The organism is Streptomyces sp. NPDC033966, assembly GCF_055575955.1.
In genome coordinates, this window is sequence record NZ_JBVIRQ010000005.1 from 313,672 (window position 1) to 339,595 (window position 25,924).

31 protein-coding genes and 1 pseudogene are annotated in these 25,924 nt (G+C 72.8%); 21 read left to right on the forward strand and 11 right to left on the reverse strand.

Annotated elements, in window-relative coordinates; translation table 11 throughout:
* The first annotated feature begins 308 nt into the window (after positions 1 to 308).
* The 4 genes from ACZ518_RS16655 (at position 309) to ACZ518_RS16670 (ending at position 3,937) form a co-directional block, all read left to right on the forward strand.
* The gene (locus tag ACZ518_RS16655; protein WP_469113754.1) at positions 309 to 1,835 is read left to right on the forward strand and encodes a DEAD/DEAH box helicase; all 1,527 of its coding nucleotides are present in this window, start codon (positions 309 to 311) and stop codon (positions 1,833 to 1,835) included.
* Between the two features lie 46 nt (positions 1,836 to 1,881).
* Positions 1,882 to 2,292 (forward strand): CBS domain-containing protein, encoded by a 411-nt coding sequence (locus ACZ518_RS16660; RefSeq protein ID WP_469113755.1) that lies wholly within the window; start codon positions 1,882 to 1,884, stop codon positions 2,290 to 2,292.
* 50 nt (positions 2,293 to 2,342) lie between these two features.
* Positions 2,343 to 2,654 carry an SCO5918 family protein gene (locus ACZ518_RS16665; protein ID WP_469113756.1) on the forward strand — a complete coding sequence of 104 codons (312 nt, stop codon included), beginning with the start codon at positions 2,343 to 2,345 and terminating at the stop codon, positions 2,652 to 2,654.
* Between the two features lie 944 nt (positions 2,655 to 3,598).
* Entirely contained in the window at positions 3,599 to 3,937 is a 339-nt protein-coding gene (locus ACZ518_RS16670; RefSeq protein WP_469113757.1) for a MerR family transcriptional regulator, read from the forward strand.
* A 59-nt stretch (positions 3,938 to 3,996) separates the two neighbouring features.
* On the opposite strand, the gene ACZ518_RS16675 is transcribed toward ACZ518_RS16670, so the two are convergent.
* The gene (locus ACZ518_RS16675) at positions 3,997 to 4,665 is read right to left on the reverse strand and encodes an HSP18 transcriptional regulator (protein ID WP_469113758.1); all 669 of its coding nucleotides are present in this window, start codon (positions 4,663 to 4,665) and stop codon (positions 3,997 to 3,999) included.
* Positions 4,666 to 4,790: 125 nt separating this feature from the next.
* On the opposite strand from ACZ518_RS16675, the gene ACZ518_RS16680 reads away from it, so the two are divergent.
* Together ACZ518_RS16680 and ACZ518_RS16685 are read left to right on the forward strand one after the other, a co-directional pair.
* Positions 4,791 to 5,225 (forward strand): Hsp20/alpha crystallin family protein, encoded by a 435-nt coding sequence (locus tag ACZ518_RS16680; protein ID WP_469113759.1) that lies wholly within the window; start codon positions 4,791 to 4,793, stop codon positions 5,223 to 5,225.
* Between the two features lie 100 nt (positions 5,226 to 5,325).
* A complete protein-coding gene (locus ACZ518_RS16685; protein ID WP_469113760.1) occupies positions 5,326 to 5,721 on the forward strand; it encodes a DUF2267 domain-containing protein in 396 nt (131 codons plus the stop codon).
* A gap of 129 nt (positions 5,722 to 5,850) precedes the next feature.
* On the opposite strand, the gene ACZ518_RS16690 is transcribed toward ACZ518_RS16685, so the two are convergent.
* Positions 5,851 to 6,495 carry a TetR/AcrR family transcriptional regulator gene (locus ACZ518_RS16690; RefSeq protein ID WP_469113761.1) on the reverse strand — a complete coding sequence of 215 codons (645 nt, stop codon included), beginning with the start codon at positions 6,493 to 6,495 and terminating at the stop codon, positions 5,851 to 5,853.
* Positions 6,496 to 6,621: 126 nt separating this feature from the next.
* On the opposite strand from ACZ518_RS16690, the gene ACZ518_RS16695 reads away from it, so the two are divergent.
* The gene (locus ACZ518_RS16695; protein ID WP_469113762.1) at positions 6,622 to 7,566 is read left to right on the forward strand and encodes an alpha/beta fold hydrolase; all 945 of its coding nucleotides are present in this window, start codon (positions 6,622 to 6,624) and stop codon (positions 7,564 to 7,566) included.
* Between the two features lie 24 nt (positions 7,567 to 7,590).
* Here the strand turns inward: ACZ518_RS16695 and ACZ518_RS16700 are convergent, their stop codons facing one another.
* Both ACZ518_RS16700 and ACZ518_RS16705 read right to left on the reverse strand, forming a co-directional pair.
* Positions 7,591 to 8,553: a sigma-70 family RNA polymerase sigma factor gene (locus ACZ518_RS16700; protein WP_469113763.1), complete on the reverse strand. Its 963-nt coding sequence runs from the start codon at positions 8,551 to 8,553 to the stop codon at positions 7,591 to 7,593.
* Positions 8,554 to 8,562: 9 nt separating this feature from the next.
* Entirely contained in the window at positions 8,563 to 9,768 is a 1,206-nt protein-coding gene (locus ACZ518_RS16705; protein WP_469113764.1) for an NAD(P)/FAD-dependent oxidoreductase, read from the reverse strand.
* A gap of 83 nt (positions 9,769 to 9,851) precedes the next feature.
* Between ACZ518_RS16705 and ACZ518_RS16710 the strand changes: the two genes are divergently transcribed.
* On the forward strand, positions 9,852 to 10,070 hold the full coding sequence (locus tag ACZ518_RS16710; RefSeq protein WP_469113765.1) for a TetR-like C-terminal domain-containing protein: 219 nt from the start codon (positions 9,852 to 9,854) through the stop codon (positions 10,068 to 10,070).
* 221 nt (positions 10,071 to 10,291) lie between these two features.
* Here ACZ518_RS16710 and ACZ518_RS16715 read toward each other — a convergent pair whose 3' ends face one another.
* Both ACZ518_RS16715 and ACZ518_RS16720 read right to left on the reverse strand, forming a co-directional pair.
* Positions 10,292 to 10,489, reverse strand: coding sequence for an antitoxin (locus ACZ518_RS16715; protein ID WP_469113766.1), 198 nt, complete (start codon positions 10,487 to 10,489; stop codon positions 10,292 to 10,294).
* A 157-nt stretch (positions 10,490 to 10,646) separates the two neighbouring features.
* Positions 10,647 to 11,483, reverse strand: coding sequence for an L-threonylcarbamoyladenylate synthase (locus tag ACZ518_RS16720; protein WP_469113767.1), 837 nt, complete (start codon positions 11,481 to 11,483; stop codon positions 10,647 to 10,649).
* A 183-nt stretch (positions 11,484 to 11,666) separates the two neighbouring features.
* Between ACZ518_RS16720 and ACZ518_RS16725 the strand changes: the two genes are divergently transcribed.
* From ACZ518_RS16725 to ACZ518_RS16745, 5 genes and pseudogenes are all read left to right on the forward strand, one after another.
* On the forward strand, positions 11,667 to 12,230 hold the full coding sequence (locus tag ACZ518_RS16725) for an RNA polymerase sigma factor (protein WP_469113768.1): 564 nt from the start codon (positions 11,667 to 11,669) through the stop codon (positions 12,228 to 12,230).
* Complete coding sequence (locus tag ACZ518_RS16730; RefSeq protein ID WP_469113769.1) at positions 12,218 to 12,697, forward strand: hypothetical protein; 480 nt, start codon at positions 12,218 to 12,220, stop codon at positions 12,695 to 12,697. Before ACZ518_RS16725 ends, ACZ518_RS16730 begins: the two co-directional genes overlap by 13 nt.
* A 99-nt stretch (positions 12,698 to 12,796) precedes the next feature.
* Entirely contained in the window at positions 12,797 to 13,129 is a 333-nt protein-coding gene (locus ACZ518_RS16735; protein WP_469113770.1) for a DUF3040 domain-containing protein, read from the forward strand.
* 53 nt (positions 13,130 to 13,182) lie between these two features.
* Positions 13,183 to 13,593 carry a VOC family protein gene (locus tag ACZ518_RS16740; protein ID WP_469113771.1) on the forward strand — a complete coding sequence of 137 codons (411 nt, stop codon included), beginning with the start codon at positions 13,183 to 13,185 and terminating at the stop codon, positions 13,591 to 13,593.
* Positions 13,593 to 13,811: pseudogene (locus ACZ518_RS16745) on the forward strand (AraC family transcriptional regulator); the annotation flags it as partial. The gene ACZ518_RS16740 and the pseudogene ACZ518_RS16745, both read left to right, overlap by 1 nt.
* Before the next feature lie 98 nt (positions 13,812 to 13,909).
* On the opposite strand, the gene ACZ518_RS16750 reads toward ACZ518_RS16745, so the two are convergent.
* On the reverse strand, positions 13,910 to 14,503 hold the full coding sequence (locus tag ACZ518_RS16750; protein ID WP_469113772.1) for an MBL fold metallo-hydrolase: 594 nt from the start codon (positions 14,501 to 14,503) through the stop codon (positions 13,910 to 13,912).
* 106 nt (positions 14,504 to 14,609) lie between these two features.
* Here ACZ518_RS16750 and ACZ518_RS16755 point away from each other — a divergent pair, with 106 nt between their 5' ends.
* Together ACZ518_RS16755 and ACZ518_RS16760 are read left to right on the forward strand one after the other, a co-directional pair.
* Positions 14,610 to 15,569: a GlxA family transcriptional regulator gene (locus ACZ518_RS16755; protein WP_469113773.1), complete on the forward strand. Its 960-nt coding sequence runs from the start codon at positions 14,610 to 14,612 to the stop codon at positions 15,567 to 15,569.
* Between the two features lie 74 nt (positions 15,570 to 15,643).
* Positions 15,644 to 16,234, forward strand: a complete 591-nt coding sequence (locus tag ACZ518_RS16760; RefSeq protein WP_469113774.1) for a TetR/AcrR family transcriptional regulator — start codon at positions 15,644 to 15,646, stop codon at positions 16,232 to 16,234.
* Positions 16,235 to 16,280: 46 nt separating this feature from the next.
* Here ACZ518_RS16760 and ACZ518_RS16765 read toward each other — a convergent pair whose 3' ends face one another.
* The gene (locus ACZ518_RS16765) at positions 16,281 to 16,916 is read right to left on the reverse strand and encodes a hypothetical protein (protein ID WP_469113775.1); all 636 of its coding nucleotides are present in this window, start codon (positions 16,914 to 16,916) and stop codon (positions 16,281 to 16,283) included.
* 211 nt (positions 16,917 to 17,127) lie between these two features.
* Here ACZ518_RS16765 and ACZ518_RS16770 point away from each other — a divergent pair, with 211 nt between their 5' ends.
* Entirely contained in the window at positions 17,128 to 18,108 is a 981-nt protein-coding gene (locus ACZ518_RS16770) for a LuxR C-terminal-related transcriptional regulator (protein WP_469113776.1), read from the forward strand.
* 18 nt (positions 18,109 to 18,126) lie between these two features.
* On the opposite strand, the gene ACZ518_RS16775 is transcribed toward ACZ518_RS16770, so the two are convergent.
* On the reverse strand, positions 18,127 to 19,170 hold the full coding sequence (locus tag ACZ518_RS16775; RefSeq protein WP_469113777.1) for an aldo/keto reductase: 1,044 nt from the start codon (positions 19,168 to 19,170) through the stop codon (positions 18,127 to 18,129).
* Between the two features lie 96 nt (positions 19,171 to 19,266).
* On the opposite strand from ACZ518_RS16775, the gene ACZ518_RS16780 reads away from it, so the two are divergent.
* Both ACZ518_RS16780 and ACZ518_RS16785 read left to right on the forward strand, forming a co-directional pair.
* On the forward strand, positions 19,267 to 19,914 hold the full coding sequence (locus tag ACZ518_RS16780) for a TetR/AcrR family transcriptional regulator (RefSeq protein WP_469113778.1): 648 nt from the start codon (positions 19,267 to 19,269) through the stop codon (positions 19,912 to 19,914).
* A gap of 29 nt (positions 19,915 to 19,943) precedes the next feature.
* On the forward strand, positions 19,944 to 20,576 hold the full coding sequence (locus tag ACZ518_RS16785; RefSeq protein WP_469113779.1) for a hypothetical protein: 633 nt from the start codon (positions 19,944 to 19,946) through the stop codon (positions 20,574 to 20,576).
* A gap of 89 nt (positions 20,577 to 20,665) precedes the next feature.
* On the opposite strand, the gene ACZ518_RS16790 is transcribed toward ACZ518_RS16785, so the two are convergent.
* The gene (locus tag ACZ518_RS16790; RefSeq protein WP_007265105.1) at positions 20,666 to 21,058 is read right to left on the reverse strand and encodes a TOBE domain-containing protein; all 393 of its coding nucleotides are present in this window, start codon (positions 21,056 to 21,058) and stop codon (positions 20,666 to 20,668) included.
* 234 nt (positions 21,059 to 21,292) lie between these two features.
* Between ACZ518_RS16790 and ACZ518_RS16795 the strand changes: the two genes are divergently transcribed.
* Positions 21,293 to 22,156, forward strand: coding sequence for a SigB/SigF/SigG family RNA polymerase sigma factor (locus ACZ518_RS16795; protein WP_469113780.1), 864 nt, complete (start codon positions 21,293 to 21,295; stop codon positions 22,154 to 22,156).
* Between the two features lie 203 nt (positions 22,157 to 22,359).
* Here the strand turns inward: ACZ518_RS16795 and ACZ518_RS16800 are convergent, their stop codons facing one another.
* Positions 22,360 to 22,788, reverse strand: a complete 429-nt coding sequence (locus ACZ518_RS16800) for an ATP-binding protein (RefSeq protein ID WP_469113781.1) — start codon at positions 22,786 to 22,788, stop codon at positions 22,360 to 22,362.
* 482 nt (positions 22,789 to 23,270) lie between these two features.
* Here ACZ518_RS16800 and ACZ518_RS16805 point away from each other — a divergent pair, with 482 nt between their 5' ends.
* Both ACZ518_RS16805 and pucL read left to right on the forward strand, forming a co-directional pair.
* Positions 23,271 to 24,632 (forward strand): aminotransferase class III-fold pyridoxal phosphate-dependent enzyme, encoded by a 1,362-nt coding sequence (locus ACZ518_RS16805; protein WP_469113782.1) that lies wholly within the window; start codon positions 23,271 to 23,273, stop codon positions 24,630 to 24,632.
* Positions 24,633 to 24,902: 270 nt separating this feature from the next.
* The gene (gene pucL / locus ACZ518_RS16810) at positions 24,903 to 25,820 is read left to right on the forward strand and encodes a factor-independent urate hydroxylase (protein ID WP_469113783.1); all 918 of its coding nucleotides are present in this window, start codon (positions 24,903 to 24,905) and stop codon (positions 25,818 to 25,820) included.
* Positions 25,821 to 25,924: the final 104 nt, after the last annotated feature.

Here is a 25,924-nt window from a genome sequence, read left to right on the forward strand (position 1 = left end):
ACGCGCATCTTGCAGCTGGGGCCCGCATCCCTCGGGGTGCGGGCCCCAGCTGCACGCATTTCCCGCGGGCGTGTCACCTGGACACGGCACGGAGGGGACGCCCCCTCCTCAAGGTCCACACCCGAGCAATTCTCACGATTTTCGCGTCCGTACGACGCCCCCCATTCCAGCGCCTGCGCCACGCCCGTGCAGTTTCCTTGCGGGCCAGCCGCGCTATCGCATTCCATTCGGCTCGTTCTTGCGATTCTCTGCACTGCTCTTCTGCTGCGGGAATTCCTTGGTGCGTGCCGTATCAAGGAAGGTTCTCAATGAACCCCATCCGCACGAACAACCGCTCCGCCCGCACCCGCAGCCGCACCGGCGGCCCCGCTTTCGGCGCCGGCGCCGGCGCGGAGCGGGGCGGCCGCTTCGGGTCGCCCTCCGCGAGCCGCTCCGGGGGCCGTTCCGGCGGTCCGAGCCGCTCAGGCGGCTACGGCCGCCGGCCCGCCGCGGTGCAGGGTGAGTTCGCCCTGCCGAAGACGGTCACCCCGGCGCTGCCGCCCGTCGAGACCTTCGACGCCCTCGACATGCCGGCCGAGCTGCTGGCCGCACTGCGTACGCAGGGTGTGACGGTGCCGTTCCCGATCCAGGGCGCGACGCTGCCGAACTCCCTCGCCGGCCGTGACGTACTCGGCCGCGGCCGGACCGGCTCCGGCAAGACCCTCGCCTTCGGCCTCGCCCTGCTGGCCCGGACCGCCGGACAGCGCGCCGAAGCCTGTCAGCCGCTGGCCCTGATCCTGGTCCCGACCCGTGAACTGGCCCAGCAGGTCTCCGACGCCCTCACCCCCTACGCCCGCGCCGTGAAGCTGCGCCTGGCGACCGTGGTGGGCGGGATGCCCATCAGGCGTCAGGCCAATGCGCTCAAGGCGGGCGCCGAGGTCGTCGTCGCCACCCCGGGACGGCTGAAGGACCTCATCGACCGTGGGGACTGCCGCCTGAACCAGGTCGCGATCACCGTCCTGGACGAGGCCGACCAGATGGCCGACATGGGCTTCATGCCGCAGGTCACCGCCCTGCTGGACCAGGTGCGTCCCGAGGGCCAGCGGATGCTGTTCTCCGCGACCCTGGACCGCAACGTCGACCTCCTCGTGCGCCGGTACCTCACCGACCCGGTCGTCCACTCGGTGGACCCCTCGCAGGGTGCGGTGACCACGATGGAGCACCACGTCCTGTACGTCCACGGCGCGGACAAGCAGGCCACGACGACGGAGATCGCCGCCCGCGACGGCCGCGTGATCATGTTCCTCGACACCAAGCATGCCGTGGACCGCCTCACCCAGGACCTCCTCAACAGCGGGGTCCGCGCCGCGGCCCTGCACGGCGGGAAGTCCCAGCCCCAGCGGACCCGGACCCTGGCCCAGTTCAAGACCGGGCACGTCAGCGTTCTGGTCGCCACGAACGTCGCCGCCCGCGGCATCCACGTCGACAGCCTCGACCTCGTCGTCAACGTCGACCCGCCCACCGACCACAAGGACTACCTGCACCGCGGCGGACGCACCGCCCGCGCCGGCGAGTCCGGCAGCGTCGTCACCCTGGTCACCCCCAACCAGCGCCGCGACATGACCCGCCTCATGCTGGCGGCCGGGATCGTGCCGCAGACCACGCAGGTCCGCTCCGGCGAAGCGGCCCTCAGCCGGATCACCGGCGCCCAGGCCCCCTCCGGGATCCCCGTGGTCATCACGGCACCGGTCACCGAACGCGCCAAGCGCGGTGCGGCCTCCCGCGGCAGGCGGCGCCCCGCTCCTGCCGGCCGGCGCGAAGGTGCGCGAAAGCCCGCCTTCGACGCGGCCGCATGAGAACCACGTGATCAGAAGACTGACCCATCTCTGCAGGAGGCACGTTGTGACGCTGGTCCGGATGCAGCCCCGCTCAGCACGTCCCGACCCGGTACACCGGACGGTGGACGACGATGCCATCGCCGCCGCCGACCCGCAGGTCTGTGACGACATGACGGTCGAGGTGGCCCTGGCCGTCATGTCCAGTGCCCGCACGGACCGTCTGCTCGTCTGCGACGAGGACGGCCTGTGCAGTGGGCTGGTCACCCGGGCCCAGCTCGCCACCGTCCGTGACAGCTCGGCGTACACGGACCAGGTCCGCCTGCGCGCTGTGATCGGCGAGCGCGGACCGTTCGTCACCTCGTCCAGGACGACGACGGCCGAAGCCGAGCACGCGATGCGCCACCGCGGGCTGGACGCCCTGCCCGTCGTCGACGAGCAGGGCGGCGCCCTGGGAGTTCTCGCCCGCGCCAGCTGACCGGCCCCACCGGCACGACCATCCCCCCCTTCTTCCGACTGTGAGGCCTCATGCGCTGTGTCATCGCCCGCTTCCCGTTCGACCTCACCAAGAGCGGTGTCCTCGAGTCGATGAAGGGCGTCAAGCCCGAAGAGGTCACCGGGGCGTCCGTGATCATCGGCCGCCGAACGTACCCCGCCAAGCAGGTCGGTCAGGTCATCACCCGCCAGGACCGCCGCGACTTCAGCACCGGCGAAGTCCTCCGGGCCATGACCCAGCTCGGGTTCACCTGCCGCGTCCTCCCTCCGGCCGCCGTGGCCCCGCGCGCCCTCAGCCCGCTCCAGCAGGCTTCCGCGATGCTCGGCACCCCAGTGGCCGTCTGACCGGCAGGGCGTCGCGAGCCGACGACCGAAACAGCGATGAGGGGCCGACCGGCACGTGCCGGTCGGCCCCTTCCGCGTGTCCAGGGGGTTCCCAGGCGGGCGGCGGTCAGTGGTCGGCGCCCACCCGGCAGCGCCCCCGCACGTCTGACCCCATCGCGGGCGGTGCCGATTACCTCCTCACCGGACACGCAAAAATCTATCTCGGCCGGAGTAGACATTGGGCCGTGGCGTGGTTATGGTTTCTCTCGTAGCCAGAGAGATCACAGGGCCCGGCAGAGACGAACTGCCGGGCAGCAGTACCGCAGTACCGCAGTACCGCAGTACAGGTAGGTGCAGTTCAGCAGGGCGGTGCGGTGGTGGAGTGTCGAAGCCATGGCTGTTGCAGGACGGCGACGGGACTGACCACCGGACCGGGCGGCCCGCAGTGATCAGGGGCCTCCAAGAGAAGTACCGCGGTTACGCAGTGGCAGTACCCAGCAGTGAAGTCAGTGAGCAGCACCTCGGTGAAGGCGTCGGCTGCGGACGCGCGCACCGGGAAGTTCGGCAGTGGGGTTCCAAGCCAGAGCAGACGCACGATGGGCGACGGGGCTGGCTGCCGGAGAGCGGCGCTGGGCAAGGCCGCTGAGCAGTACGCAGTACCAGCAGTACCAGCAGTACGCAGTACCAGCAGTACGCAGTTGATCACCGAGGGAAGAACGGAGGAGCCCCAGCACCATCAGGATCGCCCGGGCGGGAAGCCGGCCCGGGTACCGCAGGACATCGATAGTGAGGTGGTCTCCGGTCAAGCAACCGCGATCCCCGCACACCCGACAGCAGCCAGGTCGGGTCCGCGGAAACAGGAGGTCGGCGCAGTACCAGGGCCGACAGATGGTGTAGTAGTTCCTTCGGGGCCCTGGTGCCATACGGCACCAGGGCCCCTCCACGCGTTCCCTGAGAGAGGTTCAATGACAGCAGACGACTCGTTCGGCCGCCTCGACGACGACGACTACCCCGCCTACACGATGGGCCGGGCCGCCGAGATGCTCGGCACCAGCCAGGGTTTCCTCCGCGCCATCGGCGAAGCCCGCCTCATCACCCCGCTGCGCTCCGAGGGCGGCCACCGCCGCTACTCCCGCTACCAGCTGCGCATCGCCGCCCGGGCCCGGGAACTCGTCGACCAGGGCACCCCCATCGAAGCCGCCTGCCGCATCATCATCCTCGAAGACCAGCTTGAGGAAGCCCAGCGCATCAACGCGGAATACCGCCGCGCCGCCGAATCGCAGACTCCTCCGACCTCGGCCTGAAACCGCCGCGCCCGCTCCGGCCGGCCGGCGCTCCGGAGCTCATCGGGTCACGTACGGCGTCACGTACTGCGCCGGTCACCGCTTTCACGGCGGAGCCTGTCGGTGTGCCGGGTCATGGCGTCGATCCGCTCGGCGAGTGCGACGTCCTCCGGCCTCAGGTGGGGCCGGGTGCCGGTCAGGGGGCGGACGAGGTGGGCCGCGTCGTTGTCGGCGAGCGCCAGGTTCAGTTCGTCGACCGCTCCTCGGGCGTCGGCCGACAGGCCCGTGAGGGCGGTGACCTGGCCGGCGAGCCGACGCAGGTCCGCCGCGTTGTCGCGGGCCCAGGCCGACACGGTGCGGTCGGCTGCACGCCTGTCCCGGGTGGCCTGGACGCGCTGGTCGCCGGTGCTTCCGGCGACGCCGGGACGCAGTCTCAGGTAGCGCCGTTCGGCGGCCTGACGGCTGGCGACCCCCAGGGGCCCGGCAAGATCCGCCCAGCTCGCACCCTGCTCCCGTGCGGCCTCGATCAAGCCGCTTTCCCAGCCGGCGAGCTGCTCGCGGACCTCGCGCAGCATCAGCAGTGCGGCCAGGGCAGGGTGCGGGCCGGAGTCGGCCATGGGCGGCGGTCCGGCCGCCGCGGTTCCCCGAGGGGATTGCCGCGCATCTCGCACGGTCTGCTCGATGGCTTCCAGCGCCGCGGCAGCGGCCGGAAAGGGAACGGGTGTGGCCGGCTCGGCAGCTTCATTCATGACGTCTCCGCTCTGTCATCCTCCAGATGACCTGTCGCTTGTCATCGTTCCGATGACATGTTACAACGGGAGGACGTTGAAGCGCATTGGCAGTTCCTGCCTGAACCAACTGGAGGTGTTTCGCGATGTTGATGCGCACTGACCCGTTCCGCGAGATGGACCGGATCCTTCAGCAGCTCTCGGGTGCGTCGGGCACGTGGTCGAAGCCGTCCGTGATGCCGATGGACGCCTACCGCCAGGGCGACGCGTACGTGATCGCCTTCGACCTCCCCGGCGTGAGCACCGAGGCCATCGACATCGACGTCGAACGGAACATGCTCACCGTGAAGGCCGAGCGCCGGCCTGCCGAGCAGTCCGACGGCGTACAGATGGAGCTCTCCGAACGGCCCCTGGGCGTCTTTTCCCGCCAGGTCATGCTGGCCGACACCCTCGACACCGAGCACATCGAGGCCGACTACGAAGCAGGTGTCCTCACCCTGCGCATCCCGATCGCCGAACGCGCCAAGCCTCGGAAGATCGCCATCGGTGGAGAGGCCGGCCGCAAGCAGATCTCCGGCTGACCAGCAGGGCCCCCAACGGCGGAGGACGGCGGCTGCGATCCCCCCTCCGGCACCCGCCCCTCCGCCGCCCCCTCCCCTCCCCTCCCCCGGAGGTGATGAGATGCCGATGCGCCCGGAGGCGTTCCTGGAGCACGTCCAGGAACGCGGCGAATACCGCACTCGGGAAGAAGCCGAACGAGCCGCCCGCGTCGTCCTGGCCCTACTGGGCGCTCACCTGGTGGGCACGGTGCGAGCCGAACTCGCCGCCCGGCTCCCCGAGACGTACGCCCTGATCCTCCTCAATCCCCTGCAGGCCGCCGAACCGCTCACGCCCGAACGCTTCGTCCGCGCGGCCGCGGCCTGGATCGAAGGCGCCACCGAGAAGACCGCGCTCTGGGACATCGGCGCGGTCCTCTCCTCCGTGGCCGCCGCGGCCGGAGACGAGCTCACCCGCGAGGCCCTGCTCCAGCTCCCACCTGGCTACGACCTCCTCTTCGGTCTCGCCCGGCCCACCTGACCGCCCCGCCCCGCCCCGCCCGTCTCGGACCGGTGTCCGGCATCGCGCGGGTGCAGCCCTCCGGTCCGACCGAGTCGTAGAGGCCCAGTCGTAGAGGCCCAGCCGTAGAGGCTCGGCATCCCCCCAGGATCAAACGCGTCCTCGTGCGCTGTTCACATCGTGAATCCCCCGGGCGGTCGCGAAGATCCGGTCCAGGTGGTGGTGGAGCACCGCGATCGCCGATTCCGGGCTCCGCTGGCCCACGAGGATGCTGGTGCCCATGGTCGCCGCCATCGCGAGCAGGCTGATCGCCTCCGTGCGGGCGTCGGCGTCCGGGTCGGCCAGGCCGGCCTCCTGCGCCTGCTCCAGGAGCCCGGTCAGGGCGTTCTCCGCGGCGTCGGGGTTGTCGATGAACGGCTGTGCGGCCAGCGCCTCGTCCGTCACGGACAGGATCGCGTACGAGCTGTAGAGCAGGTGGAAGGTACGGCTCTCCTCGTCGGTCGGCAGCGAGGCCAGCAGCAGCGCCTCCACCGTGGCGCGCGGCCCGGGGTCCGGGCCGACGGCGGCCAGGCGGGCGCCCACCCTCGCGGTGAAGCGGTCGGTCAGGTGCCGGAGGCCGTAGAAGAGCAGCTTCTCCTTGGTCTCGAAGTAGTACTGCACGAGCCGGAGCGACACACCGGCTTCCGCGGCCACGTCCCGCATGCCGATCGCATGCAGCCCGCGCCGCCCCGCGACCTGGATGAGCGCCTCGGCGATCTGGGCGCGCCGCTCCTCGTGATCCACCCGCTTCGGCATGGTCCCGTGTCTCCGCCCGTCGATCGTGGTTTCGCGCTCCGCTGCCCGAACCCTTTCATGATACCGATGTACCACATTAGTGATACGGTCGTACCACGAACACGGATCTTCACAGGAGGTGCCGCCGTGCCCGAGAACACCGCCCGCGCACGCCGCGATGTCGGCCGCTACATCGACGACGCCCTGCGTGACCGCTACTTCGCCGCCGCCGACGTGCTCTACGCGATGGGCGCGCCGATCCGCTCCGAGACGGACGTGGAGACCAGCTTCGGCACCACCCACGTCTACCGGTACGGGCCCACGGACCCCGCGGCCGAGTCCCGCACCCCGATCGTCCTGATCCACGGCGCCGGCTACAGCTCGGCGATGTGGTACCCCAACACCCCCGGGCTCAGCCTCGACCGCCCCGTCTACGCCCTCGACACCCCCGGCGACGCGAACCGCAGCGTCCACCGCGAGCCGATGTGGCAGCCGGAGCGTGCCGCGCAGTGGATGGACGAGGCCCTCGACGCGCTCGGCCTCGACCGGGTCCACCTCGTCGGCTCCTCCTACGGCGGCTGGCTCGTGCTCAACCAGGCCCACCGGCGGCCCGGACGGCTCGCCTCGGTCACCGCCCTCGACCCCGGCGGCCTGGAGAAGGTCGGCCTGCGCTTCTTCGCCTGGGTCTTCGTGAGCCTGTTCGCCACCTTCGCCCCGAAGGCGCTGCGCCCCCGGCTCGCCAAGTGGCTGGACCAGCCGGTGATCGCCGTCCCCGAGATGCGCAAGTGGATCCAGCTCGGCGCCCGCGCGTACCGGATCCGCCGCCCCGCACCGCTGCCACTGGCCGAGGACGCACTGCGGTCCATCCGGACCCCGCTCTACGTCATCATGGGCAGGCACAGCCTGCTCGTGCACCCCAAGCGGCAGCTGGAGCGGGTGCCGCGCCTCGTCCCCGGAGCCCGCGCCGAGATCATCACCGCGACCGGCCACGGCCCGCAGATCGACCACCCCGACGTGGTCAACGCCCGGATGCTCTCCTTCATGGAGGACGTCGACTCCCTCGACCCCGCTGCGGTCGACGCACAGTCCTAGGCCGATTCCCGAGGCGGGCCCGGGTCACCACTCGGCGATGAGCGGTGTGTCCGGGCCGTGCTGCCGCCAGGCTTCGCCGAGGCGGACGAGGCGGAGGGGGGCGGCGATGCCGCGCACGGTCGCGATCTTGCCGTTGGTGAGGTCGAACGTCACCGCCCCGACCACCCGGTCGCCGACCACGAAGAGGACGGCGGGGGCGCCGTTGACGAGCGCGTAATGGCCGGAGGCCGCGCCGCCGGCCAGCCGTCGCTTCGCGGGCGTGGATTTGAAGCCGCCCCGTGCGACGGCGGCGACGCGCTGCGGAGTGTCGAACCGCAGCAGCTTCTCGGACAGGCCGGCGCCGTCGGAGATCGCGACCACGTCGTCGGTGAGCATCGCCACCAGCCGTTCGGTGCGGCCCGAGGTGGCAGCGGTGAGGAATTCCTCGACGATCCTGCGGGCGGACGCCGGGTCGACCTCGGGGCCGCGGCGGCGCGCGGCGGTGACGCGGCTCCGGGCGCGGTGGAGGTGCTGCTGGCTCGCGGACTCGGTGATGCCGAGGATCTCGGCGATCTCGGCGTGGCCGTAGGAGAACGCTTCGCGCAGGACGTAGACGGCCCGCTCTAGCGGGGACAGGCGCTCCATGAGGGTCAGCACCGCCAGGGACACCGATTCGCGCTGCTCGAAGGTTTCGGCCGGGCCGAGCATCGGGTCGCCGTCGAGGAGCGGTTCGGGCAGCCAGGCGCCGGCGGTGCGTTCGCGGCGGGCCTGCGCCGAACGGAGCCGGTCGAGGCACAGGTTGGTGACGACCTTGGTCAGCCATGCTTCCGGCACTTCGATCCGCTGCCGGTCGGCGGCCTGCCAGCGCAGGAACGCGTCCTGCACCGCGTCCTGGGCGTCGGCGGCGGAGCCCAGCAGGCGGTACGCCAGCGAGGCCAGCCTGTTCCGGCTGGCCTCGAACCGGCTGGTGTCGAAGCGGTCGCTCGCGGTGCGGTCCACGTTGATCATCCCGGGCCGCTACACGAACGCCTTGGACGGGGCGGTGGCCCCCTGCGGTGCGGCGGCCAGCCGGTGCTTGCGCTTGGGCAGGCCGAAGGTCGGGTGCGAGGTGGCCCACAGCGACATCCTCACGATGCCCGCCTTGATCCGTGCGGCCTTCCGGCCGCCCATGTACGTGGGCTTCGCCCGCCCCTGGTCGTCGACCATCTGCAGGATCCCGTCCCCCCGTCCGAGGCTGATGTGGTTGCCCACGTACTCCAGCTTGGTGTTCGCGATCTCGCGGCCGGTCAGGTGGGCCACGATCGCGTCCACGGCCTGCCGGCCGGTGAAGCCGGCCGAGGCGCAGGACATCGGCAGCGGCCGGCCGTTGTCGCCGATGGCGTGGGCGCTGTCGCCGACGGCGTAGACGTTCGGGTGCGAGACCGCCCGCATGGTGCGGTCGACGACGATCCGGCCGTCCTCGGTGACCTCCAGCCCGCTCGCGGCCGCGAGGGGGTGTACCGCGAACCCGGCCGTCCACACGGTCGCGTCGGACGCGAGGACGGTGCCGTCGGCGCACAGTACGCGCCCGGCTTCGACGGCTTCGACGGTGGTGTGCTCCAGGACGCTGATGCCCAGCCGGTCGCAGGCCCGCCGCAGGTACTCGCGGGCTCCGGCCGCGAGCGCGGCGCCCAGCTCGCCGCGGGCGACCAGCGTCACCGACAGGCCGGGCCGGGATTCGGCGATCTCGGTGGCGGTCTCGATGCCGGTCAGGCCGTCGCCGACGACCAGTACGCGGCCGCCGCCGTCCTGCCGGCTCAGGCCGTCCAGGCGCTCGCGCAGGCGCAGCGCGGAGGGCCGGCCGGCGACGCCGAAGGCGTGTTCGGCCACACCGGGGACCCCGTGGTCGGCGTCGCGGCTGCCGAGTGCGTAGATCAGTGTGTCGTAGCCGAACTCGCCGCCGCCGTCGGCGTCCGCCACGGTGACGGCCTGGCGCTCGGGATCGACGGCGGTGACACGGCCCAGGCGCAGCCCTATCCCCGTGCCCGCGAAGACGTCGGCGAGCTTCGGGGCGTCGATCTCCTGGCCGGCCGCGAGCTGGTGGAGCCGCAGCCGCTGGACGAAGTCCGGCTCGGCGTTGACCACGGTGATCTCGATGTCCTCCGGCGACAGCCGGCGGGCCAGGGTCCCGGCCGCGTAGGCCCCGGCATAGCCGGCACCCAGGACGACGATGCGGTGCTTCATGTCTCGCTCCCGTCGGTTTTGCTTGCTGCTTCGGCGACTTGAGCGGAACAGCGCCCCGATTCCTGACAGGAAACGGGTATGGCGTGGGTCACACGACGGGGGCTGCGGCTGAAGTGCTCCGGCTCACCCGCGCCCAGCTCGCCGGGGAACTGGTCGCGGACGTGAACCTGGAATTCGCCGCCGAAGTGCTGTGCGGCACCTTGTACTACCGCAGCCTGCTGTCGGCCCGCCCCATCGACGAGAGCGCGGTCGACGGCCTGTTGGACATGTTCATGGCCGCCTACGGAACCGGCGGCAGGTGACCGGCGAAGACCGGGCCCGCTGAACCCGCCCCGAACCGCCCCGACTTGCCGGAGGCACCCATGACGACCGCGCCGCCGCGCGCGACCTCATGCGCGACGGCCGCCGGCTCGCCTGAAACAGCCCCGGCCGCCGCCGGGTTCCCGGGCGGCGGCCCGGCCGGCGAGGGCCGGGCGGCCGGCCCGGAGGAACGCGACGGCGGCCGGTGGGGGCTTCGGGGAAGTCAGCCCTGCGGCGGGCGCTCCTGCGGCTTCTCGGTGGTTCCCAGCTGCTCGTTGATCTTCTGCTGGGCCATGTCCACCTGGCTCTGGTACTTGTCGCCGGTCTTCGCGTCGAAGGCGTCGCCCGCCTTCTCGACCCCTTGCCTCGCCGTGTCCTCGTGGCCCTGCAGCAGACTCTTGAGCTTGTCGAGCATCGACATGGGTTCCTCCTCGCGGACGCCGGCACACCCGGAGCGCGGCCGGCACAACCAGCATCCGCGCCTTCGCCGGGACCCGCACCCGGAGGCGGAACGGCCGGGCCTGCGTGGGCGGGGAGGACGGATACACCGACCACCCCGCGCTCCCGGGCCGACCCGGTCAGTCCGCGTACGTGCGGCAGTGCAGGCGGCGGGCCGCCCGGGGCGACGGGACGACGGCGAAGCCGTGGTTGGCGGCGACGGCCCGGGTGTGGTCCGCCGAGAGGGAGCCGTGCCGTTCGAGGGTGAGGACGGGCAGGCCCGAGCGGCCGCGGCCGGGTGCGTGGTGGAAGGACAGCACCGTGGTCGACATCGGGGCGTGGTGCGGGTGGCGGCGGCGGGCCGCGGGCTCGTCGTCGTGCACGAGGATCCTGACGTCCTCCTCGTGGCCGAAGTCGGCGATCACCCCCTCGGCCCGCCAGTGGGCCGGTTCGTGCTCCGCGCCGGTCAGGTACCGGGAACGGTTCACCGAGCTGACGGACAGCAGGGCGCCGCGGGTGCGGTCCAGCGCCTCGGCGAGGAAGCCGTTGGACGGGCAGCGGTAGCCCGGGCCGATGAGCTGCACGGTCGTGACCCCGTCCTGGACGGCCGTCAGATGCCGCGGCACGTGCGCGGCGGCCGGTCCCCGGAACCCGAACGGGCCGAGCAGGAACAGCTCCTCGACGAGCTGGCGGAGCTGCCGGCGCGGCAGGGCCGGGGGGAGCAGGTTCCAGTCGAAGAGCGACGGGACCCGCTCGGGGACCGTGGTGACGCTGCCGACCTGCCCGTCGGGGCGGCCCTTCATCCGGTTGACGCGCTCGACGGCGGCCCGGTCGGCGCGCGCGGTGACGGCGTAGAAGTTCCCGAACCCGTGGGCCACCGCGCAGCCTTCCGCGAGCGCGCCCGCCGCGGTCCGTACGTCCTCGGCGTCGTCCAGGACCAGATGCCGCCCGCTCGTCCTCGTCCGCTGTCCGTTCACTGCCGGCCTCCGAAATGATCTTTTTGGAAGGCCAACGACGGGACTCCCGACTCGTCACCCCCGGGAGCGGCCGCGGCGACCCCCGGCGGGGCCCGTACGTGACGCGGGTCACAGGGAATGTTCGGGGGCCCTCCGTGCTCTTCCTTGCCGAGACCTCGCCGAGGAGGAAGCAAGGGGGATCCCGTGAGCAGAACCGGCACCGCGGAAACGGCCGCGAGCACGACCGCGAGCACGGCCGTGGACACGCAGGCGAACGCGGACGTGGCGGAGCTCGTGCGCGCCGCCCAGCGCGGCGACCGGATGGCCGTCCAGGACCTGCTCGACCTGCTGACCCCCTACGTCGGGCGGCTGTGCGGGCCCATCGCCCTCCAGGACGGCCCGGACGCCGCACAGGAGGCGCTGATCGTGGTCTTCCGCAAGCTGGGGCAACTGCGCGAGCCCGCCGCCCTGTTCGGATGGGTACGGGTGATCGCCGTACGGGAGGCGGTCCGGGTCGCCCGGTCGGCGGCCCGGACCGTCCCGGACCCGCTCGACGACGTACCCGCCGCCGGCGATCCCCAGCTCGCCGCCGACATACGGGACGTGCTGGAGCGCCTCACCCCGGCCCACCGCGCCGTCCTGGTCCTGCGCGACCTGGAGGGCATGGACGAGCACTCCGTCAGCGCACTGCTCGGCGTACCCGAGCCCACCGTGCGGACCCGGCTCTTCCGGGCCCGCCGCAACTTCAGGAAGGCGTGGGGACGTTGAACGAGGACTGGCCCGTCGCCGAACTCGACGCGGTCCGCAGGCTGCGGGTCGTCGCCCGCACCACTCCGGCCGCCAGCTACGCGGAACACCTGGTCCCGGCACCCTTCGACCGGGTCTGGGGGCTGGCCTCCGACCTGGAGGAGCAGCTGCCCCGGCTGATCACCGACATCAGCGCCTTCACCGTGACCTCGGCCCGCGGCGACCGCCTGGAGGCCAGGGCGCGCAGCCCGCTGGGCATGCGGGCGCGCTTCGACATCGTGCTGCGGCCCGGCTGGTGCCTGATGCAGAGCCGGTTCGTCCTGGGCGGGATGGCCGCCGTGCCCGAGGGGGACGGCACCCGCTTCGCCTTCTTCGGCGCCCTGCGGATCCCGGGCGTCCGGCTGCTGGACCGTGCCCTGCACCCCCTGGTGGACCCGCTGGGCGCCAAGGCCCTCAAGCGGCTGACCGACCAGCTGGACACCCCCTGAGGGTGTGGACGGCGGCCGGGAGGGTAGGCGCAGCGGGCGCCCGCGCCGCGGAGAGTGCCGCGGACGGTCGCGGGCGCCGGACATCCCGGGAGGTCTGCCATGGACGGCCCCGAGCTCTCGGAGCGCGAGCGCATGATCCTCGCCGGCATCGAGGGGGACCTGCGGTCCGACGAGCGCCTCGACCGCAGGCTCCGTACGCTGCGCCGCGGGATCGGACCGTGGAGCGGCACCTGGAGCCGGGCGGGCACGTGGACCGCGCTGCTCGTCCTCGGCTGCGCGTGCCTCTTCGTACGGGCCGTGGCGACGGGCGCGCCGGCCCTGCTCTGGCTCTTCGCCGGCGTCTGGGTGGCCACCGCGGTGCGGCTGCTGTGGCTGGGGTGCTCGTGGGGGCGGCGGAAGGCGAACTCCAGGGCCCCGAGCGGGGGGAAGTGAACCGGTCAGGATTCGAGAAGCGCCTCCCGTGGCCCGCAACTAACGTGGCGGGCATGGACATCACCATTCACACCACGGCCCTCCCGCACGACGACCCGGACGCCTCGGTGGCGTTCTACCGCGACGTCCTCGGCTTCGAGGTCCGCAGCGACGTCGGCCAGGGCAAGATGCGCTGGATCACCGTCGGCCCCGTCGGACAGCCCGGTACGTCGATCCTCCTGGCACCGCCGGCCGTCGACCCCGGCATCACCGAGGACGAGCGCCGCACCATCCTCGAGATGATGGCCAAGGGCACCTACGGCTGGATCCTGCTGGCCACCCCCGACCTGGACGGCACCTTCGAGAAGGTGCAGGCCACCGACGCCGAGGTGGTCCAGGAGCCGACCGACCAGCCGTACGGCGTGCGCGACTGCGCCTTCCGCGACCCCGCGGGGAACCTGGTCCGGATCCAGGAACTGCGCTGATGTGCCGCCCCGGGTGGGCGCGCGCGCTCACCGAGGCGCAGCACCTGAGGACGCTCGTGCGGCTGCGCCGGGTGCGCGACCGGATCGACCGGGAGTACGCGCGGCCGCTGGACGTCCTGGCCCTCGCGCGGGGTGAGGACATGCCGGCCGGACAGCTCAGCCGCGAGTTCCGGCTGGCCTACGGCGGGTCCCCGTACGCCTACGTGACCGCGCGCCGGGCCGCCGTCCGCGTGGCGGCCACCGCCGCCGCCGTCTGACCGTCCCGCCCAGGCGCTGTCCGGGCGGCGTGGGCCCGCGAAGATCGCCCGGACAGGGCCTACAGGGGCGCGGTGTCGTCCGCCGGGAAGGCGGGACCGTGGCCGGGGACGATCACGTCCGCGGCGGCGAGCACCCGCTCCCGGGACGCCCGCAGGACGTCGTGGTCGGGGGCGACCGGGTCGTCGACCGGGCCGTTGGGGCGCCACCACAGGTCGCCCACGAAGGCGACGACGCCCTCGTCCGTGCCGGCCAGCAGCGTGATGTCCTCGCGGCTGTGGCCCGGGGTGCGGATCAGCCGGAGCGAGGGGCTCAGCTCGTGACCCTCGGCGTCGCGGTCGGTCCACTGGTCGTTCTCGTAGATCGCCTTGTGGTCGTGGACGCGGGCGTGGCCGAAGAGGCCGACGTTCATGGTGTTGTCGGGGTGGTGGTGGCTGAGCACCACGTCGGTGATGTCGTCGGGGCCGAGCCCCATCTCCGCGAGCGGGCCGAGGATCCGGTCGCGCCCGGCGACCATGCCGGGGTCGACGATCACGTGGCGGGCGCCGTCGCCCACGTAGGAGACGGTGGCGGCCACGCCGGGGCCGGTGGAGAGGGTGTAGCCGGTGGTCAGGATGCGGAAGCGGGCGGTGGCGTCGAGCGGTGTGTTCGTCATGGCCCCAAGTCTTCGTCGTGGCGGGCCCCTTCACGAGTGGCCGTACTGCCACTGATCGCGGGAATCGTGCCACCGCCGCGGCGGTGGCACGTGCCAGACTGCGCGCATGCCGCCCTTCGTGTCCGTCGCCGCGTACGCCCCTCCCGGTGTCGGGATGCTGGGGGCGGGGATCGTTTCCGAGGTGTTCGACGAGCGCGGGCAGGGCCTGCCCCGCTTCGACTTCGCCCTCTGCACGGACCGGCCCGGGGCGGTGCGCAGCGATGTCGGGCTGCCGCTGATGGTGGAGCACGGCCTGGACCGGCTGGCCTCCGCCGATCTCGTGATCGCCCTGCCCTGGGCGGACTTCCGCACGCCGCCGCCGGCCGCGGTGCTGGAGGCGCTGGCCGCCGCGCACGGGCGGGGCGCGCTGGTGGCGGCGCACTGCGTCGGGGCGTTCGCGCTCGCGGCGGCCGGGCTGCTGGACGGGCGCCGCGCCACCACCCACTGGCGGTTCGCCGGCCTGCTGGCCGAACGCCATCCGGGGATCAGCGTCGAACCGGACTCCCTGTACGTGGACGAGGGGGCGGTCGTCACGGGCGCGGGCGCCGCCGCCGGCTTCGACCTGTGCCTGCACCTGCTGCGGCGGGAGTACGGGGCCGCGACGGCCAACGCCATAGCCCGGGACCTGGTGCTGCCCTCCCACCGCGACGGGGGCCAGGCCCAGTACCTGGCGACGCCGGTGCCGGAGGACTGCCGGGACGAGAAGCTGGCCGAGGTGCTGGCGTGGGCGCGGGAGCACCTGCACGAGTCGCTGCCGGTGGCGGAGCTGGCCCGCCGGGCGCTGATGAGCCGGCGTTCCTTCGCCCGCCGGTTCGCGGCCTCGACCGGCACCACCCCGCACGCCTGGCTGCTGGGGCTGCGGCTCAGCCGTGCCGAGGAGCTGCTGGAGACCACCGACCTGCCGGTCGAGGAGATCGCCCGGCTGGTCGGCTTCGGCAGCGCGGCGGTGCTGCGCGAGCAGTTCGTACGGCGGCGCGGGGTGCCGCCGCGCTCGTACCGCAGGGCGTTCAGCCGCGCCGCGCGGTGAGGGGTCCGCGGGCCGTGGCCGGCCGCGTGACGATCCCCGCCACGCCCGGCGGCGGGGCCCCTATAGTCGGTCGGGTGACTGACTCACCGGGATCCCGCACGGCACGGGCGGCCGAGAAGCGCAGGCGCCTCGCCGAGGCTGCCGCGCGGGTCCTGCACGAGCAGGGCGTCGAACGGACCACCCTCGCGGACATCGCCCAGGCGGCCGGCGTCCCCGTCGGGAACGTCTACTACTACTTCAAGACCAAGGACGACCTGGTCCGGGCCGCCCTGTCCGAACAGAGCTCCCACCTGGACGGACTCACCCGGCGGCTGGACGAGCTGTCCGACCCGCTGGAGCGCCTCAAGGGCCTGGTCGCCGCCTGGGTCTCCCAGCGCGAGACCGCCGCCCGGCGCGGCTGCCCCACCGGCACCCTGGCCGTCGAACTCGACAAGCGGCCGGACGGGACGCTGGACGCGGAGGCGGGCGCGGTCATCCGGCGGCTGCTGGACTGGGCCGGCCTCCAGTTCCGGTCCCTGGACCTGCCCGACCCGGACGGTCTCGCCCTCACCCTCGTCGCCGGCTACCAGGGCATGTCGCTCCTGGCCAACGCCCTGCGCGAGCCCGAGGTCATGACCCGCGAGGGCGCCCGCCTCACCGCCTGGCTGGACTCCCTGACCCGCTAGGCCCTGTCCGGGCGATCTTCGCGGGCCCACGCCGCCCGGACAGGGCCTAGGGGGTGAGACGCCGGCCCGCGCGCAGGCCGGTCACCGCCCCGGCCGTCCACAGCACGGCCGCGCAGCCGACTCCCGGCACGGCCTGCCAGACGTGCGCGGTCGCCCCGGGCAGCAGCGCGGCCAGGGCCGCGAGGCCGACGGTGGCGATCATCGCCACGCCGACCACCCGCAGCACCGGCGCGCTCAGGCTCCGCGCCATCGGGAAGAAGTGCGCCCCGACCACCAGCGCCGACCAGCTCAGCATGAGCTCCGGCCGGTGCAGGGAGTTGCGCACGAAGCCGTTGCCCACTCCGAGCGCGACGGCCTGTACGAGCACCACGGTGAGGAACTTCGGCCCGCCGGCCGGGGCGGGCGCCGTCGGCAGGCCCGCCTCCTCGGCGGGGGTGCGCCGCGCCAGCACGAAGAGGCGTACGACGGCGGCCGCGCTCGCCGCCAGCAGGACCAGCCCGGCCCCCAGTACGGCCGGACGGGCGGCGCCCTGGACGGCCGGCTGGCCGAGCGCGAACCACATCAGCCCGAAGGCCGTACCGATCAGCGCTCCCCTGCCGCCGTTGCGGAGCTGCTCCCGCCGGGTGCGGACGGCGGGGCGGACAGCAGGGCGGACGCCGGGGCGGGCGATGGTCTTCTCCACGGGTTTCGTCTCCTTGTCTCCGCACCCAGCCTGGCCCACGGGGGACTCCGGGCGGAAGCGGATCCGGGGGCAGGAAGAACCGCCTGGCAGGTCGGTGCCAGCCCTCCCGGAACCGCCCGAACTGGCGGTCGAACCCGGGCGTCTCATAAGTTGGACGCTTCGGCGCGGCTCGGGCAGGAAGAGTGCGCGGGGGACCGGACGGGGAACACCCATGCTGGAACTACTGGGGCTCGACGCCGGGACGGCCGCGGTCTACCAGCTCGTACTGGCCGACCGCACCTGGGGGGAGACCGAACTCGCCTCCCGTCTGGAGGTGCCGGCAGCCGAAGTCCGCGACTCCCTGGCCAAGCTCACCGAACTGAAGCTCCTGCACCGCTCCCCGCTGGACGACGAACTGCGGCCCAGCGACCCGGCCACGGGCCTGCGCGAACTCCTCAACCACCACAAACGCGAGCTGGAGCGGCGGCAGGAGGCCGTCGAGCGCTGCGAGGCCGACATGGCCGCGGCCCTCAGCACCTATTCCGACCTGTACACCGGTCAGAGCCGGCGTGTGGCACGCCAGTTCCTCGGCGTGGAATCCGTCCAGAGCCGGATCCGGGAGCTGTCCGCCGAGACCGGCTCCGAGTGCCTCACCTTCAACCCGGGCGGCGCCCAGTCCCGGGCCAGCCTGGAGGCGAGCAGGGCCCTGGACCGCGACACGCTCGGCCGGGGCGTCCGGATGCGGACGGTCTACCTCGACAGCGTCTGCAACGACGCGGTGACCCGCGAGTACGCGGAGTGGCTCACCGACCTCGGCGGTGAGGTCCGCACCGTTCCCACACTGCCCGTGCGGATGCTGCTCTTCGACCGGAAGACCGTCATCGTGCCGGCCGACCCGGACAACACCCGCAAGGGCGCGGTGGAGCTGGCCGAACCGGGCGTGATCGCCGGCCTCGCCGGGCTCTTCGACCGGGTCTGGGAGTCGGCCACGCCCCTGGGAACGAGCCGGGACCGCGACGACCACGGCCTGACGCGGCAGGAGAGGGAGCTGCTGAAGCTGCTGGGCTGCGGCCTCACCGACGAGGCCGCCGGCCGCCAACTGGGGCTGTCCCTGCGCACGGTGCGCCGGATGATGGCCGAGCTGATGAAGCGCCTCGGCGCGGGCAGCCGCTTCGAGGCGGGCCTGCGGGCCGCGCAGCGCGACTGGATCTGACGCGCCGGGCGGGACCGGTCAATTGCGCGCGAGCAGCGGCGGGTTGAGGCGCGCGAAGCCCTCCTGCCGCTCGTACGGGAAGTACGGGTACGGCGCCGGCCGGTGGCTGGCGGCGTCCAGCCGGGCCACCTGCCCGGGGGTCAGCTCCCAGCCGACGGCCCCGATGTTCTGCCGCAGCTGTTCCTCGTTCCGGGCACCGACGAGGACGGTGGAGACGGTCGGGCGGCGCAGCAGCCAGTTGATGGCCACCTGCGGGATGGTCCGGCCCGTCTCCTCCGCGACCTCGTCGAGGGCGTCGACCACGTCGTAGAGGTGCTCCTCCTCCACCGGCGGGCCGTAGTCGGCGGTCTGGTGCAGCCGGCTGCCGGCCGGCAGGGGGCGGCCGCGGCGCAGTCTGCCGGTGAGGCGGCCCCAGCCGAGGGGGCTCCACACCATCGCGCCGACGCCCTGGTCGTGGCCGAGCGGCATCAGCTCCCACTCGTAGTCGCGGCCGACGAGGGAGTAGTACACCTGGTGGGCCGCGTAGCGGGGGAAGCCGTGCTTCTCGGCGGCCGAGAGGGACTTCATCAGTTGCCAGCCCGCGAAGTTGGAGACGCCGGTGTAGCGGACCTTGCCGGACCGGACGAGCTGGTCGAGGGTGGACAGCACCTCTTCGACGGGAGTGGCGGCGTCGAAGCCGTGCAGCTGGAAGAGGTCGATGCGGTCGGTGCCGAGCCGGCGCAGGGCGTCCTCGACCGCCCGGATCAGGCGGGAGCGGGAGGTGCCGTACTCACCGGGGCCGTCGCCGGTGGGCAGGCCCGCCTTGGTGGAGATGAGGACCTCGTCCCGGCGGCCCTTGACGGCCTGCCCGAGGACCTCCTCCGAGGCGCCCGCCGAGTAGACGTCGGCGGTGTCGAACAGGGTGATGCCGGCGTACAGGGAGATGTCCACCATCCGGCGCGCCTCCTGGGCGTCCGTGCTGCCCCAGGCGCCGAAGAGGGGACCCCGGCCGCCGAAGGTGCCGGCTCCGAAGCCGAGGGCCGGGACCTTGAGGCCGGACGCGCCGAGCTGCCTGTATTCCATGACGGACTCCTCCCGTAAGCGGTAATGGCACCGCAGACCCTTTAAGGTGATCCCAACGTAACAGCCGATCACCATTAATGGAACCGGAGACCCGTTATGACTTCGCCGAGTGAGGCCCCGGAGGGCGCGGGAGACATGTGCGCCGAGCCGGGGACCGTGCGCCCCGGGGGCCGGACCGCCCGGGTGCGGGCCGCGGTACTGGAGGCGGCCGGGGACATGCTGGCCGAGCAGGGCTTCCACGGGCTGGACCTCGCCGAGGTCGCCCGGCGGGCCGAGGTCGGCAAGACCACCGTCTACCGGCGCTGGGGCACCGTGGCCGGCCTGGTCGCCGACCTGCTGACGGACATGGCCGAGCAGTCGCTGCCGCGCACCGAGACGGGCTCGCTGGAGGAGGACCTGCTCGCCAACGCCGGGCTCGTCCGGCGCACCCTGTCCGACCCGCGCCAGGGCCCCCTGTTCAAGGCCGTCATCGCCGCGGCCACGGGCGACGCCAGGACGGCCGAGGCACTGCACCGGTTCTACGAGGTCCGGGTCGCGGAGTGGGCGCCCTGCGTCCGGCAGGCCGTCGAGCGGGGCGAGCTGCCCGAGGGCACCGACGCGGCCGAGGTGGTCCGCGCCGTCTCCGCCCCGCTGTACTACCGGCTGCTGACCACGGACGCCCCGCTGGACGAGGCCGCGGCCCGGCGGGCGGCCGCGGCGGCGGTGGCGGCGGCCCGCGCGGGGGCCTTCGTACGGACTCCGTAGCCGTCGGCGCTGGTTGTTAGCCTGCGGCGATGGGACTGGACATCACCGTGGTCGCGGCCGACTGGGAGCACCTCGCCCGGATACCGGCGGGCGAGCGTCTGGACGCCCTGACCGACGCCGTGCACCCGTACTTCTGCTGCGACGCCTGCGACGAGGCCGACCGCGCCGTGAAGGGCGACTGGGCCTCGCCGCGCGGGGTCTCGTGGTGCGCCGAGTACCGCTTCTCCGGGACGACCGGCACCTACGCCTGGCACTTCTGGCTGGCCGAGATCTGGCAGAGCGCCAGGGGCTCCGCCGAGCCCGGCCTCCGGGACGGCCTCGACGTCTTCCTCGGCGGCCTGGTGTGGGACGGCCCGGACTACGCCGAGGACCCGGACGCCGAGGACCCGCCGACCCTGCGCGGCTTCCCGGACGACCCCGAGCCGTGGCGCCCGCAGCTGCTGCTGGGCCGGGCGCCGGACGAGGTGCCGGCGCTCGCCCGCGCGTGGCAGGGGGTCGCACCCCGGCTGGCGGAACTGCGCGGACCCCTCGACGCCACGGACTTCCGCTGGCCGGGCCGGCTCGACACCTTCGAGGGGGCAACCGCGCTGATGCGCGAGTGGGGCGAGGTCGTCACGGGCGCCGCCGCCCGGGGGCGGGGGCTGGTCGGCCTGCCGTATTGAGGCCGGCCGCATGGAGGGCCGGACCGCATGGAGGGCCGGCCGCATCGAGGCCGGACAGTACCGAGGCCGGACAGCACCAGGCCCGGGCCTCAGGTGCGGTCGACGAAGACGCTGGTGGACTTCACCCGGGCGGTGGCGCGCATGCCGACCTCCAGGCCCAGCTCCTCCACCGCCTCACGGGTCAGCAACGACACCACCCGGTGCGGACCCGCCTGGATCTCCACCTGCGCGCTGACCGAGCCCAGCCTGATTCCGGTCACGATGCCGGGGAAGGCGTTGCGGGCCGAGGTGTACGGGGCCTCCTCGTCCTCACCGGCCTCCTGGGCCACCTCCACGCAGAACGCCGCCAGGTCCGGCCCGTCGACGATCCTGCGGTTGCCCTCCCGCCGGGTCGGGAAGCGCTCGGCGTCCGCCCAGCGGCGGGCGGTGTCACTGCTGACGCCGAGCAGCCGCGCCGCCTGGCCGATCGTGTAGGACTCCATGCACCGCAGCGTAGGTGGTGCCGGGGGCCGGACGGAGATCAGGGCGGAGGCAGGCCGCACCCACCCCTGTGACCAGGAATTTCGGGCCGGGGGTGGTTTCACGTGAAACATGGCGCGAGAGAAAGCACGGGTATCGACCTGAATCGGGGGGTATATCCACCTGGACGGTGACGGCCCCAACAGCTCATGACCTGGGACCGCGACCCGGGGCCTCCGTCTGAGGAGCGCAGAGCGATGGACCGTACCGAGCGCGACCACACCCCCCTCAAGGGCCGCGACGGCGGCGGAAGCACCGACCGCGCGGACCACACCGACCGCATGGACGCGGCAACCCTCGAGGCCAGAGCCCTCTCCACGGCCCTGTTCCACCGGCTGGCCGAACTGGACGAGGGGACGGCCGACTACTCGTACGTCCGCAACACCCTGGTCGAGCTGAACCTCAGCCTCGTGAAGTACGCCGCCCGGCGCTTCCGCGGCCGCAGCGAGCCGATGGAGGACATCGTCCAGGTCGGCACGATCGGGCTGATCAAGGCCATCAACCGGTTCGACCCGGAGCGCGGGGTGGAGTTCACGACGTTCGCGATGCCGACGATCAGCGGGGAGATCAAGAGGTTCTTCCGCGACACCAGCTGGGCGGTGAAGGTTCCCCGCCGGCTCCAGGAGCTGCGGATCGACAGCGCGAAGGCCCACGACGCGCTGGAGCAGGACCTCGGCCGCGAGCCGACCGACGCCGAGATGGCGCAGGAGCTGGACGTCACGCCGGAGGAGTTCAGCGAGGGCCGTAAGGCTGCCAGCGCGTACTCCGCGCGCTCCCTGGACGCGCCCGTGCAGGAGGACTCGGAGCGCGACCCGGCCGCGGAGCGCGCCTCGCTCGGCGAGGAGGAGCCCGCGTACGACCGGATCGAGTGCCTGGAGTCCCTCAAGCCCATGCTCGCCGGGCTGCCGGAGCGGGAGCGCGAGCTGCTGTCGCTGCGGTTCGGGCAGGAGCTGACCCAGTCCGAGATCGGAGCCCGGCTGGGCCTGTCCCAGATGCACGTCTCACGGCTGCTGAACCGCACCCTGACCCGGCTGCGCGGAGGACTCCTCACCGAGGCGTAGGCCCCGGCCGGGCGGCTCGGGGCACTCGGGGGCACTCGGGGCAGCGGCCCGGGCTGCTCGGGGGCCCGGGCGGACGAAGGGCGGGGGATCAGGGGTCGGGGGGCGGGCGGGTCAGGGGTCAGTGCGGATCAGGGACGACCTGGGAGGCCGGTGGGTCAGGGGCCCGGGAGGCCGCTGGGTCAGAGGCCCGGGAGGCCGCTGGGTCAGGGGCCCGGGAGGCCGCTGGGGGGCTCGGGGGCCGTCACCTCCAGCCAGACCGTCTTCCCGGGGCGGCCGTCCGCGGCCGGCTGGGAGCCCCAGTTCTTCGCGAGCCGCTCCAGCAGGACCAGTCCGTGGCCGCCCGGCCGGGAGCGGTCCCGCATCACCCGGCGCACCGGCTCCTCGGGACTGTCGTCGCTCACCTCGACCCGCAGCAGGCCGGGGCCGTGCCGCAGCACCAGCTCGCGCGGGCCGCCCGCGTGCAGACAGGCGTTGGTGACCACCTCGGAGACCAGCAGGAGCAGGTCCTCCCCGGCCTCCGATCCCTCGGGCCAGAGCCAGTCGGTGAGGGCCCGCCGGGTGAAGTCACGGCACCGGGCCACGACCCCTGCCGTGGCGCCGCCCAGGACCAGCCGCCGCGTCTGCTCCGCCACAGGCCCTCCCGTCTCCGACGCCGCTCCCCCCGGCGCCGCACCTACCCCCGGCCGGGACGGACAAATCCCGCGCGGACCCCACGCTACTGCCGAGTCGGCGCCCGAAGCGTGATGCGCGGCGGCGAGGGGTGCAGGCGAGGCCGTACGAGGTCATGGAGTGCCCCTCAGCCGCCCGCCCGGGCAACGCCGGGCAACGCCGGCCTCGAAGGGGCCTCGAAGGCGGATCCACGGGCCGCGGGGCGGCGGATCAGGGGCGCGCCGGGGGCGGCCCGGGGCCGCCCCCGGCGCGCTACGCGGGGCCGCACAGGGCTCCCACCATGGGTTTTCCGCCGCTCTCCCCCGTGGAGCGGCCGGTCCGACGGACGCTATGCGGGCCGTACGGACCCGTCGAGGACCCGCCCCGGGGTCCGTCAAGTCGCCCGGGCGGGGTGTCGTACCCCAGGCACCCCGGCGTCCACATCCTGGACAACTACCCTCGATATATGAACGCAGAAGCCGACGCCCTCGCGGCCGTGAAAGACGCAGTCAAAGAAGCAGACCGAAACCACGTTTTCCATTCGTGGTCGGCTCAGGAGCTCATCGACCCGCTCGCCGTGGCCGGGGCCGAGGGCTCGTACTTCTGGGACTACGACGGCAACCGCTACCTCGACTTCTCCAGTGCGCTCGTCTACACCAACATCGGCTACCAGCACCCCAAGGTGGCCGCCGCCGTCGCGGAGCAGGCGACCAGGCTCTGCACCCTCGCGCCCGGCTTCGCCGTCGACGTCCGCTCCGAGGCGGCGCGCCTGATCGCCGAGCGCACCCCCGGCGACCTCGACAAGATCTTCTTCACCAACGCCGGCGCCGAGGCCGTGGAGAACGCCGTACGCATGGCCCGGCTGCACACCGGCCGGCCCAAGGTGATGTCCGCGTACCGCTCGTACCACGGGGCGACCACCACCGCGATCAACCTCACCGGCGACGCCCGCCGCTTCGGCAACGACGGTGCGACCGCCGGCGTCGTCCACTTCTGGGGCCCGTTCCTCTACCGCTCGCCCTTCCACGCCTCCACCGAGGCCGAGGAGTGCGAGCGCGCCCTGCGCCACCTGGAGGACACGATCGTCTTCGAGGGGCCGCAGTCCATCGCCGCGATCATCCTGGAGACCGTGGGCGGCGCCCCCGGCGTGCTCGTGCCCCCGGCCGGCTACCTCAAGGGCGTGCGCGAGCTCTGCGACCGCTACGGCATCGTCTTCATCCTGGACGAGGTCATGGTCGGCTTCGGCCGCACCGGCGCCTGGTTCGCCGCCGACCACTGGGAGGTCACCCCCGACCTCCTCTGCTTCGCCAAGGGCATCACCAGCGGTTACGTGCCGCTCGGCGGCGTCGCCATCTCAGCCGCGATCGCCGAGACCTTCGCCCGCCGGCCCTACCCGGGCGGTCTGACGTACTCCGGGCACGTGCTGGCCTGCGCCGCCGCCGTCGCCACGGTCAACACCATGGCCGAGGAGGGCATCGTCGAGCAGTCCGCGCGCACGGGCGCCGAGCTGCTGGGCCCCGGGCTGCGCGAGATCGCGGAGCGCCACCCCTCCGTCGGCGAGGTCCGCGGCATGGGCACCTTCTGGGCCCTGGAGCTCGTGAAGGACGCGCAGACCCGCGAGCCGCTGGTCCCGTACAACGCGTCGGGCGCCGACAACGCGCCGATGGCCGCCTTCGGCGCGGCCCTGAAGAAGGGCGGCCTGTGGCCGCTCCTCGCCGGGAACCGCATCCACGTCGCCCCGCCCTGCAACATCTCGGCCGAGGACGTGGCCAAGGGGCTGGCGATCCTCGACGAGGCCCTGTCGGTCACGGATGCGCACATGGTCTGACCTGCGGTCTTGTGCGGTCGCCCAATCCGTGGGTGCTGGTGTTCGGATGTTCCGTGCGGTGGTCACCCCGCCGTACACATGGTGCAATCCCGTCAGTACTTCAGTACGAATCAGCACCTACGGACCGGGATGCACGTCAGTCCCGGGGCGGTCCTCCGGGGCCGAACGGCGGGGAGCGGGACGTCCTCCAGGAGGGCGGGCGCTGGACGCCGGGCGTACGGGATCCAGAACAACGGACTCCGTGTTCCCGAGTACCCGAAGGAAGACAGCATGAGCAAGCACGTCCTGGGCCAGAACCAGTACGGCAAGGCCGAGAACCGCATCGTCGTGGTGACCCGCAAGGGCAGCGACGGCTCCTGGGCCGAGATCCGCGACCTGAACGTCTCGGTCGCGCTGCGCGGCGAGTTCCGCGACGTCCACCTGACGGGTGACAACGCCAACTGCCTGCCGACCGACACCACCAAGAACACGGTGTACGCCTTCGGCAAGGAGCACGGCATCGCCTCCCCCGAGGCCTTCGGCATCCTCCTCGCCAAGCACTTCGTCTCCTCTCAGGCCCCGATCCGCGAGGCGCAGATCCGCATCGAGGAGTTCGCCTGGGAGCGGATCCCCGTCCCGACCCGCAAGGAGCAGCACTCCTTCGTCCGCAAGGGCCAGGAGGTGCGCACCGCGCAGATCACCTACAGCGAGACCACCGGTCTCCAGGTCATCTCGGGTCTGAAGGACCTGACGGTGATGAACTCGACCAACTCCGAGTTCCACGGATTCATCAAGGACAAGTACACGACCCTCCAGGAGGCGTACGACCGCATCCTGGCGACCAAGGTCACCTCCCGCTGGGCGCACTCGGCGCTGGCCGGCGACGACGCCGCGTACGACTGGGACCAGTCGTACAAGAAGGTCCGCAAGCACATGCTGGAGGCCTTCGCGGAGACGTACTCCTACTCGCTCCAGCAGACCCTGAACCAGATGGCCGAGCGGGTGCTGGACAACTGCCCCAAGGTCAACGAGGTCCGCCTCAACCTGCCCAACAAGCACCACTTCCTCGTCGACCTGGAGCCCTTCGGCCTCAAGAACGACAACGAGGTCTACTTCGCCGCGGACCGCATGTACGGCCTGATCGAGGGCACCGTCCACCGTGACGGCGTACAGCCGGTCATCGCGACCTCGGACTGGATCACGGCCTAGGTCCACCGCCCCAGCCGTTCCGTTCGGCCCGGACCGCGTCGCGGGGTCCGGGCCGTCCGGCGTTCCCGGCCGTTCGGCGTTCCCGCTCGTCCGGCGTTCCCGGC

Coding starts and splice junctions, on each gene's coding strand:
- ACZ518_RS16655 (WP_469113754.1), top strand. CDS start 309: ATGAACCCCATCCGCACGAACAACCGCTCCGCCCGCACCCGCAGCCGC.
- ACZ518_RS16665 (WP_469113756.1), top strand. CDS start 2,343: ATGCGCTGTGTCATCGCCCGCTTCCCGTTCGACCTCACCAAGAGCGGT.
- ACZ518_RS16670 (WP_469113757.1), top strand. CDS start 3,599: ATGACAGCAGACGACTCGTTCGGCCGCCTCGACGACGACGACTACCCC.
- ACZ518_RS16675 (WP_469113758.1), bottom strand. CDS start 4,665: ATGAATGAAGCTGCCGAGCCGGCCACACCCGTTCCCTTTCCGGCCGCT.
- ACZ518_RS16680 (WP_469113759.1), top strand. CDS start 4,791: ATGTTGATGCGCACTGACCCGTTCCGCGAGATGGACCGGATCCTTCAG.
- ACZ518_RS16685 (WP_469113760.1), top strand. CDS start 5,326: ATGCCGATGCGCCCGGAGGCGTTCCTGGAGCACGTCCAGGAACGCGGC.
- ACZ518_RS16690 (WP_469113761.1), bottom strand. CDS start 6,495: ATGCCGAAGCGGGTGGATCACGAGGAGCGGCGCGCCCAGATCGCCGAG.
- ACZ518_RS16700 (WP_469113763.1), bottom strand. CDS start 8,553: ATGATCAACGTGGACCGCACCGCGAGCGACCGCTTCGACACCAGCCGG.
- ACZ518_RS16705 (WP_469113764.1), bottom strand. CDS start 9,768: ATGAAGCACCGCATCGTCGTCCTGGGTGCCGGCTATGCCGGGGCCTAC.
- ACZ518_RS16715 (WP_469113766.1), bottom strand. CDS start 10,489: ATGTCGATGCTCGACAAGCTCAAGAGTCTGCTGCAGGGCCACGAGGAC.
- ACZ518_RS16735 (WP_469113770.1), top strand. CDS start 12,797: ATGGACGGCCCCGAGCTCTCGGAGCGCGAGCGCATGATCCTCGCCGGC.
- ACZ518_RS16740 (WP_469113771.1), top strand. CDS start 13,183: ATGGACATCACCATTCACACCACGGCCCTCCCGCACGACGACCCGGAC.
- ACZ518_RS16750 (WP_469113772.1), bottom strand. CDS start 14,503: ATGACGAACACACCGCTCGACGCCACCGCCCGCTTCCGCATCCTGACC.
- ACZ518_RS16755 (WP_469113773.1), top strand. CDS start 14,610: ATGCCGCCCTTCGTGTCCGTCGCCGCGTACGCCCCTCCCGGTGTCGGG.
- ACZ518_RS16770 (WP_469113776.1), top strand. CDS start 17,128: ATGCTGGAACTACTGGGGCTCGACGCCGGGACGGCCGCGGTCTACCAG.
- ACZ518_RS16775 (WP_469113777.1), bottom strand. CDS start 19,170: ATGGAATACAGGCAGCTCGGCGCGTCCGGCCTCAAGGTCCCGGCCCTC.
- ACZ518_RS16780 (WP_469113778.1), top strand. CDS start 19,267: ATGACTTCGCCGAGTGAGGCCCCGGAGGGCGCGGGAGACATGTGCGCC.
- ACZ518_RS16785 (WP_469113779.1), top strand. CDS start 19,944: ATGGGACTGGACATCACCGTGGTCGCGGCCGACTGGGAGCACCTCGCC.
- ACZ518_RS16790 (WP_007265105.1), bottom strand. CDS start 21,058: ATGGAGTCCTACACGATCGGCCAGGCGGCGCGGCTGCTCGGCGTCAGC.
- ACZ518_RS16795 (WP_469113780.1), top strand. CDS start 21,293: ATGGACCGTACCGAGCGCGACCACACCCCCCTCAAGGGCCGCGACGGC.
- ACZ518_RS16805 (WP_469113782.1), top strand. CDS start 23,271: ATGAACGCAGAAGCCGACGCCCTCGCGGCCGTGAAAGACGCAGTCAAA.
- pucL (WP_469113783.1), top strand. CDS start 24,903: ATGAGCAAGCACGTCCTGGGCCAGAACCAGTACGGCAAGGCCGAGAAC.